The following is a 6,619-nucleotide window of genomic DNA, read 5'->3' as shown; positions in this document are numbered from 1 at the left end:
CCTTCTGGGACCGACAAGCCGGTCCCAGAAGGTCGGCCCGGCCGACTTCTCAGGGTCGGGCTCGGTGGCGCAGGAGCGGTGGGGTGTTCTGGGCGGAGGAGGGTGTGCAGCTCGGCGTTTCCATGCGGGGCGCCGGGGGTTGCTCACTGCGGCTGCGGCTGCGGCTGCGGCTGCGGCTGCGGCTGCGGCGGTCGGTGCGCGTGGCCGTGGCCTCGCAGCGTCCGGACGCTGCCGCCCGCCTGCCTCCGTCCTCCCGAGCCGGCCCCCGCTCCCGCTGGGACCTTCCAGGGCCGGCCAATGGTGAAGGCCCCCGACGCGTAGGGGCGCGTCGGGGGCTGGCTGGGGGGAAGGGTGGGGAGGTGGGTGTGGGGAGAGCGGGGCGGCGACCCCTCAGTCGCGGATCACCGTCTTGGTGCGCATCAGGAACTCGCCCAGGTAGCTGTCGTGCGGGACGCCGGGGCGGATCCAGTAGGTCGGGTGGTCGCCGCGGTACACGTTGCTGATGCTCGGTTCGTCCAGCAGCCGGTCCACCAGCCGGTCGTCCTCGGTGAGGACCGTCACCACCAGGCTGTCGCGCAGCGGTGCCGTGCCCGCCTCCGGGGTCCAGGGGCCGACCCAGACGCAGGGGAAGGGCAGTTCGATGCTCGCCTGGGGGGCGTCGGGCCGGTCGAGCTGGTGGACGGCGGGGCGCAGCACGGCGCTGCCGTCGCCGAGTTCGCCGACCACGCCGTCGCCGCCGAGCCAGGCCTTGGTGCCCTTGGCCTTGTTGAGCAGGAAGCTCTCGATGCCGCGGGCGGCCGCGACCGGCTGGACCGCGAGGACGGCCTTCTCGTCCTCCGGCGGCAGGCTGGGGATGGACTGCAGGCGCTCGGCGATGGCCTGGGCCAGCGGGGCCGGGTCGCCCTCGACCAGCACGGTGGTGGCGTTGATGCAGGCCACCCCGCCCTGGTGGCTGATCGAGTCGACGATGGTGTCCAGGTGCTCGCGCCAGTCGGTGTCCGCGGTCACCAGGATCTTGGAGCGGCCGGGACCCTGCGGCAGCACGTTGGTGCCCGCGTACTTGCGGACCACCTCGTCGCCGCCGTAGACCAGGCCCAGGTCGGCGCCGCGCAGCAGTTCGTCGGCGGCGTTGTGGTCGGTCGGCAGCAGCACCACCTGGTCGTCCCCGAAGCCGGCCGCGCGCAGGGCGCTGACCAGGCGGTGCGGGGTGAACGGCTCGCGGCGGGAGGGGCGGACCGCGACCCGGTAGCCGAGGGCGAGCGCCTCCAGCCAGAGCGAGTGCGGGCCGGGGTGGTTGCCGGCGGCGTGGACGGCGAAGACGTGGCCGCGCCGGGTCCAGACGGCCCGGCCGTCGCGGGTGGCGTTGTCGCGCCAGTTGCTGACGGCGCCGACGGGCTGCGCCTGGAAGGCGGCGAAGCCGGCCCGCTCGGCGGAGTCGATGATCGCCGCGGTGGCGTCGCGCACCACCGAGATCGGCACGCCGGAGACCCGGCTGACGGTGTACTCGTACTCCTCGAAGGTGAGCCCGTCGATGACCTCCTCGGCGAAGATCCGCGCGGCGCGGGCCAGTGCGGCGATCCGCTCGGCCTCCGGCAGGCTCTCGGCGCGCTGCAGGGCGGCCATCGCCCGGGTGACGAACAGGCCGGGGACCAGGCTGAGTTCGGCCACCGGGCGGCCGGTCACGTCCGGCACGACGATCCGGTTGCGGGACCGGTAGCCGCCGTTGTGGCCGAGCGCGTCGAGCGCGATCAGTTCCTCAGAACCAGTGCCGGCCACCGCGACGGCGGTCTGCTGGGCGCCCACTAGTAGACCCCCTCGATCACGGTCTCGTTGTCGAACTCGCGCACCGGGGCGATGTCGGCCACCGAGTCGCCGAGCTGGCCGGGCAGCGGCTCGATCCGCAGGCCGGTGTCGCGCTCCAGGTTGTTGGGCATCAGCAGGCTCTTGCTGACGTGGTGCATGACCACCTGGCCGCGCTCGCCGTAGGGCACCGTCTCGCCGGTCGCCGGGTCGACGACCCCGAAGGTCATGTACGGCGAGTACGGGTCGTAGATGCACGGGTCGTCGTCGGTCAGCCCGTGCCGCTCGCTGGCGTTGCCCAGGATCATGGTGCTGCCGTAGCCGCTGTAGAGCACGGCGTTCGGGAAGATCTCGGTGCGGTAGAGGTGGCGGGTGTCGGGGTCCATCTGGGTGCCGACCCAGTTGATGGCCTTGACCTTCTCGTCGACCAGCTTGGCCAGGTCGGGGCGGCGGGCGATCCGCTCCAGCACCGGCGGGGTGCACATCAGCACGCCGATGTCCTGGGTCTCCAGCAGGTAGCCGACCTGGTCGACGATGTGCTCGGCGTAGGCGCCGGCCTCGGCGTGCTTGCCCTCCGAGATCAGCTTCTTCACCCAGCGCGGATCGAGGTCGACGGTGAAGGAGAGGCCGCCGCGGAAGGCGGTCTGCTGCTTGATCACGTCACCGACCATGTGCGGGCCGTTGGGGGCGACGGTCAGCCAGTTCACCCCCTGCGGCACGCCGTGGCCGTCCAGCTGCGCGCTGCTCCAGGCGAGCAGCTTGTCCAGCCAGTCGCGCAGCAGCACGATCCGCTTGGGCGCGCCGGTGGTGCCGCCGCTCTCGTAGACGCCGACCACCTCGGGGGAGGCGCCGTAGCCGCGCGGGATCAGGTCCTCGGCCTTGGCGAAGCGCAGCTCGTTGGCCAGGTTGGGGAACCTGGTCAGGTCGGCGTAGCTGCGGATGTCGGTCAGCGGGTCGAAGCCGAGGCTCTCGGCGCGCTCCAGCCAGAACGGCGAGCCGGTCTCGGGGGAGAAGTGCCAGCGCATGGCGGCGCGCAGGTACTCCTCGGGGTCGGGCTGGGCGTCGAACGGGAGCTCCAGCACGGGGTCGGCGGCAGCGGACACGGTGTTCCTTCCAAGGGAGTGGGCAAGTGGGTGGATCGCGCGGGCGGAGCGGTCACGCCGGGCGGATCGGTCAGGCGAGGGCGGCGCGGGTGACGCCGGCGGGGTTGTCGATGGCGTAGCGCCAGCAGCCGTCGGCGCCGCGTCGGGCGACGTCGGTGGCGGAGCCCTGGTCGCGCACCGGGGTGCCGTCCGGGGCGGTGCCCTCGATCAGGTAGTCGCCGATCAGCAGGGCGATGTCCTCGTGCACGTAGACGTGCCGCAGGGTCAGCTCGATCGGCAGTCCGAGGGCGAGGAACTCGGCGTTGGCGGCCCGGCGTTGGTCGCCGGTGACGGCGACGCCGGGGCTGGTGACGAAGACCGCGCCGGGCTCGAAGAGCCGGTCGACGGCGGCGAGGTCACCGGAGTTGAAGGCCGCGGCGAAGGCGAGCGGCAGCTGGTGCGGCTCGGTCGGCAGTTGGTGCACTTCGGCCGGCAGCGGGGCCAGGTCGGTGGGCAGCGGGTGTTCGGCGACGGGCTGCGGGGCCAGGTCGGTGGCGGTCACGGCTCAGCCGGTCTGCACGCCGGCGGTGGCGCCGGCCGCCAGCGGCGCGCTCGGCAGCCGGTCCAGGTCGAACCCGAAGTGGGTCTTGTAGGCCGCCAACACCGCTGCGTCGTCCGGGAGTTCCTCGCTGCTGCGGGTCTTCCCGGCGGCGCTGGAGAGCTGGTTGCCCTTGAGGGTGATCCGGCCGTCCTCGGTGCGCAGCGAGCAGAACACGTCCTGCAGGAACGGCGAGTCCGGCGAGGTGCGCCACCACCACAGGGTCGGGGCGAAGTCGTCCAGCCGGGCGGGACGGTCGTCGAGGCGGTACAGCGGCTTGCCGTTGAGGTGCACGTCGATGCCGCCGCCGGGCGCGTCGAAGAGCTGGTACGTGCCGTCCGGGTCCTGCTGCGCCTCCCGCACGTCGAAGCGCAGCGGGTGGCGGCTGTTGCGGCCGAAGCCGACGTCCACCAGCCAGGCCTCGCCGTCGAGTTCGACCCGCAGCGCGAGGTGGCAGAAGGCCGGGCCGTAGACGTCGCCGGGGCGGAAGACCCGGCCGGGCAGGATCTCCACCTGGTAGCCGAGCGCCTGCAGCAGGAACGAGAAGGCCGGGTTGACCTCGTAGCAGCCGCCGCCGCGGTGCTGCCGGACGATCTTGTCCAGCACCCGCTCGTCCATCAGGATCTGCTCGTCGAGGTGGTAGCCCAGGTTCTCGAACGGCACCGACAGGACGTGCCGCTCCTGGAGGTGGCGCAGGCCCTCCAGGTCGGCGCGCTCGGGTCGCCGGGCGCCGATCCGGGCCAGGTACTCGTCCACCAGGGTGTCGTCCATCACCGTCTCCTTGCGGTAGTTGTGTGCTGTGTCGGGTGTCGGGAGGGGCCGGGCTACCAGCGCAGCAGCGCCAGGCCCATCGCCATGCCGCCGCCGAAGCCGGCGAGCAGGACGAGGTCACCGGGGTTCAGCGCGCCGCTGCGGGCCGCCGCGTCGAGCGTGACCGGAACGGACGCGGAGCCGGTGTTGCCGAACTCCTCGACGGTGGTGGCGGTGCGGTCCGCCGGAACTCCGAGGTCGGCCGCGAGGTTCTCCAGCATCCGGCCGTTGGCCTGGTGCGGGACGAACAGCGCGAGTTCGGCGGCGGTGGTCCCGGCGTCGGCGAGGAACTCCCGCACCGCCCCCGGGACGTGCTCCGCGACGAAGTCGCGGACGCCGCGCCCGTTCATGGTGAAGTAGTGCAGCCCGCGCTCCAGGGTCTCGGCCGAGGCCGGCAGCCGGCTGCCGCCGGCCGGGACCTCGATCAGCTCCCGGTCGGCGCCGAAGCTCGCCAGCCGGGTGGCGAGCACCGCCCCGCCGCGCGAGGGGCCGAGCACCACGGCGCCGGCGCCGTCGCCGAACAGGATGGCGGTGCGGCGGTCCGCCGGGTTCAGGATCCGGGAGTAGACGTCGGCACCGATCACCAGGGCGTACCCGCCGTCGGAGCCGTGCAGGATCCGCTCGGCGGTGGTCAGCGCGAAGACGAACCCGCTGCACACGGCGTTGACGTCGAAGGCGGCGGTGCCGGGCGCGACGCCGAGCTCGTCGGCCACCACGCAGGCGGTGGGCGGCTGCGGGGAGTCGGGGGTGGAGGTCGCCACTACGATCAGCGACAGGTCGGCGGCCCGGATGCCGGCGCTCTCCAGCGCCGCCCGGGCGGCCATCACCGCGAGGTCGGAGGTCGCCTCGTCCGGCTTGGCCTGACGGCGGTACCGGATCCCGGTCTTGCCGTGGATCCAGGCGTCGTCGACCCCGGCGGGCTCGCCCACCTCGTCGTTGGTCACCACCTGGGCCGGCAGATAGGAACCGGTGCCCAGCACGGCGATCGCGGCGGAGGAGCGGTCCGGCTCGGCCATCCCTGTCGTGATCATTCCCTTTTCCCCTCGCATTCCTCGGGTGAATCCGTAACTGAGGTTCCCGCAACGGGAACTGGCGCGGCAAAGGGCTCGGGAGCACCTTGTCAGGTGCTCCGGCCGGTCGGTCTCAGTGCACGACCAGGTGGTCGAGGTAGCCCTGGACGTTGCGGCGGGTCTCGCTCACGTGGTCGCCGCCGAACTTCTCGCTCACCGCGTCCGCGAGCACCAACGCCACCATCGCCTCGGCCACGATCCCGGCCGCCGGCACCGCACACACATCCGACCGCTGGTGATGCGCCCGCGCCTCCTCACCGGTGCGCACATCGATCGTGCGCAGCGCCCGCGGCACGGTGGCGATCGGCTTCATCGCGGCCCGTACCCGCAGCAGTTCGCCCGTGGACAGGCCGCCCTCGGTGCCGCCCGAGCGGCCCGACAGGCGCTGCACGCCGTCGGGGCCGGGGGCGATCTCGTCGTGCGCCAGTGATCCGGGTACCCGGGCCAGCTCGAAGCCGTCGCCGACCTCGACGCCCTTGATCGCCTGAATGCCCATCAGGGCGGCTGCCAGGCGGGCGTCCAGGCGCCGGTCCCAGTGCACGTGCGAGCCCAGACCCACCGGCACCCCGTAGGCCAGCACCTCCACGACCCCGCCCAGCGTGTCACCGTCCTTGTGTGCCTGGTCGATCTCCTCGACCATCCGCCGCGACGCCTCCTCGTCCAGGCAGCGCACCGGATCGGCATCCAGGCGCGCCTCGTCAGCCGGCAGCGGCACCACCCCCGCCGGCGCCTTGGCCGCCCCCAACTCCACCACGTGCGACACGATCTCGATCCCGCACGTCTCCCGCAGGAAGGCCCGCGCCACCTCACCCAACGCCACCCGCGCCGCGGTCTCCCGCGCACTGGCCCGCTCCAGGATCGGCCGCGCCTCCTCGATCGAGTACTTCTGCATCCCCGCCAGATCCGCATGCCCCGGCCGCGGCCGCGTCAACGCCTCATTGCGCGCCAGACCGGCCAGGACGTCCGGATCCACCGGATCGGCCGACATCACCTGCTCCCACTTGGGCCACTCGGTGTTCCCGACCATGATCGCCACCGGGCTGCCCATGGTCTCGCCGTGCCGCACCCCACCGAGGAAGGTCACCTCGTCCTGCTCGAACTTCATCCGAGCACCCCGCCCGTACCCGAGCCGACGCCGGGCCAACGCCTCCGCAACCGCCCCGGTCGTCACCGGCACGCCCGCGGGCAACCCCTCCAGCGTGGCCACCAGGGCCGGCCCGTGCGACTCACCGGCGGTCAGCCAGCGTAGGCGTGTCACG

The 6,619-nt window shown here is 73.0% G+C and carries 6 protein-coding genes; all 6 read right to left on the bottom strand.

Annotated features, from left to right (window positions below):
• Positions 1 to 390: 390 nt before the first annotated feature.
• The 6 genes from ACQRUO_RS27520 to aroC all read right to left on the bottom strand — a co-directional run bounded on the left by ACQRUO_RS27520 (position 391) and on the right by aroC (position 6,618).
• Positions 391 to 1,803 (bottom strand): aldehyde dehydrogenase family protein, encoded by a 1,413-nt coding sequence (locus ACQRUO_RS27520; RefSeq protein ID WP_428318776.1) that lies wholly within the window; start codon positions 1,801 to 1,803, stop codon positions 391 to 393.
• Complete coding sequence (locus ACQRUO_RS27515) at positions 1,803 to 2,903, bottom strand: phenazine antibiotic biosynthesis protein (RefSeq protein WP_428318775.1); 1,101 nt, start codon at positions 2,901 to 2,903, stop codon at positions 1,803 to 1,805. The genes ACQRUO_RS27520 and ACQRUO_RS27515 overlap by 1 nt, the downstream gene beginning before the upstream one ends.
• 70 nt (positions 2,904 to 2,973) lie before the next feature.
• A complete protein-coding gene (locus ACQRUO_RS27510) occupies positions 2,974 to 3,444 on the bottom strand; it encodes a YybH family protein (protein WP_428318774.1) in 471 nt (156 codons plus the stop codon).
• Positions 3,445 to 3,447: 3 nt separating this feature from the next.
• A complete protein-coding gene (locus ACQRUO_RS27505) occupies positions 3,448 to 4,251 on the bottom strand; it encodes an arylamine N-acetyltransferase family protein (RefSeq protein WP_428318773.1) in 804 nt (267 codons plus the stop codon).
• 53 nt (positions 4,252 to 4,304) lie between these two features.
• Entirely contained in the window at positions 4,305 to 5,321 is a 1,017-nt protein-coding gene (locus ACQRUO_RS27500; protein WP_428318772.1) for a 3-oxoacyl-ACP synthase III family protein, read from the bottom strand.
• Positions 5,322 to 5,433: 112 nt separating this feature from the next.
• Positions 5,434 to 6,618, bottom strand: a complete 1,185-nt coding sequence (gene aroC, locus ACQRUO_RS27495) for a chorismate synthase (RefSeq protein ID WP_428318771.1) — start codon at positions 6,616 to 6,618, stop codon at positions 5,434 to 5,436.
• Between the last annotated feature and the right edge of the window lies 1 nt (position 6,619).

The sequence above is a fragment of the Kitasatospora sp. LaBMicrA B282 genome (assembly GCF_050325825.1).
Lineage (GTDB): Bacteria > Actinomycetota > Actinomycetes > Streptomycetales > Streptomycetaceae > Kitasatospora.
Note: the sequence above shows the minus strand (reverse complement) of the source record. Positions and strands in the feature narration are given on the sequence as shown.

Bases quoted from the DNA above. Each gene is read 5' to 3' on its own strand.
- ACQRUO_RS27500 (WP_428318772.1), bottom strand. From the start codon at position 5,321: ATGATCACGACAGGGATGGCCGAGCCGGACCGCTCCTCCGCCGCGATC.
- ACQRUO_RS27505 (WP_428318773.1), bottom strand. From the start codon at position 4,251: ATGGACGACACCCTGGTGGACGAGTACCTGGCCCGGATCGGCGCCCGG.